1 protein-coding gene is annotated in these 1,346 nt (G+C 62.9%); it reads left to right on the plus strand.

The window, feature by feature from the left end:
* Positions 1 to 77: 77 nt before the first annotated feature.
* Positions 78 to 1,346 (plus strand): IS256 family transposase, encoded by a 1,269-nt coding sequence (locus tag NM2_RS46930; RefSeq protein ID WP_067684306.1) that lies wholly within the window; start codon positions 78 to 80, stop codon positions 1,344 to 1,346.

The following is a 1,346-nucleotide window of genomic DNA, read 5'->3' on the forward strand; positions in this document are numbered from 1 at the left end:
GGGACTATCGGAAAGACGGCGGATCTGATCTCGGTCCGATGAGCTGAACCTGATGGTTCGGCAGGAAGGACCGACGAATGTCGGAGACACTCGAGGCCGTGGCGAACAAGGACGCGGCGGAGACGAAGAGGCTGGCCGAGCAGTTGCTGGCCCAGGCCAAGGAACAGGGCATCGACCTGGTCGGCCCAGGTGGGCTGCTCAACCAGCTGACCAAGACCGTGCTGGAAACCGCGCTCGAAGCGGAGATGACCGAGCACGTCGGATACGAGAAACACGATCCGGCTGGTCGTGGAACGGGTAACTCCCGCAACGGAACTCGTTCCAAAACGGTGGTCACCGAGATCGGTCCGGTCGAGATCGACGTGCCCCGCGACACGAACTCCAGCTTCGAGCCGAAGATCGTGCGTAAACGCCAGCGGCGCCTGTCCGGCGTCGATGAGATCGTGCTGTCGCTCTCAGCGAAAGGACTGACCACCGGGGAGATTTCGGCGCACTTCGCCGAAATTTATGGGGCCTCGGTGTCCAAGGACACGGTCTCGGCGATCACCGAGAAGGTGGTCGCGGAGATGACCGACTGGTGCAACCGGCCCCTGGACCGGGTGTATCCGGTCCTGTTCATCGACTGTATCCATGTGAAGATCCGGGAAGGCAAGGTCGCGAACCGCCCGATCTACGTGGTCCTGGGCGTCACCGTCGCGGGTGAGCGCGACATCCTGGGGTTGTGGGCCGGGGACGGTGGTGAAGGCGCCAAGTATTGGTTGCAGGTGTTGACCGAGATCAAGAACCGTGGCGTGGCCGATGTGTGTATCGCGGTCTGCGACGGGCTCAAGGGCTTGCCCGAGGCGATCAACACCGTATGGCCGGCCACGGTGGTGCAAACCTGCGTGATCCACCTGCTGCGCAACACCTTCCGCTACGCAGCCCGGCAGAACTGGGACCGGATGAGCAAAGACCTCAAACCGGTCTACACCGCGCCTACCGAAGCCGCCGCGAAGGAACGATTCGGCGAGTTCGCTGGCACGTGGGGGCAGCAGTATCCCGCGATCGTGCGGTTGTGGGAGAACGCGTGGAGCGAGTTCACACCGTTCCTGGACTATGACGTGGAGATACGCCGTGTCATCTGCTCCACCAACGCGATCGAGTCGCTCAATGCCCGCTACCGGCGCGCGGTGCGGGCCCGCGGCCACTTCCCCACAGAACAGTCCGCGTTGAAATGCCTGTACCTGGTGACTCGTTCACTCGACCCGACCGGCACGGGTATGGCACGATGGGCGATGCGATGGAAGCCCGCATTGAACGCGTTCGCTATCGCATTCGAAGGCCGGATCACCCCGACCGGAAACTAA

It is taken from the genome of Nocardia miyunensis NBRC 108239 (assembly GCF_001613065.1).
GTDB lineage: Bacteria > Actinomycetota > Actinomycetes > Mycobacteriales > Mycobacteriaceae > Nocardia > Nocardia miyunensis.

Coding starts and splice junctions, on each gene's coding strand:
- NM2_RS46930 (WP_067684306.1), top strand. CDS start 78: ATGTCGGAGACACTCGAGGCCGTGGCGAACAAGGACGCGGCGGAGACG.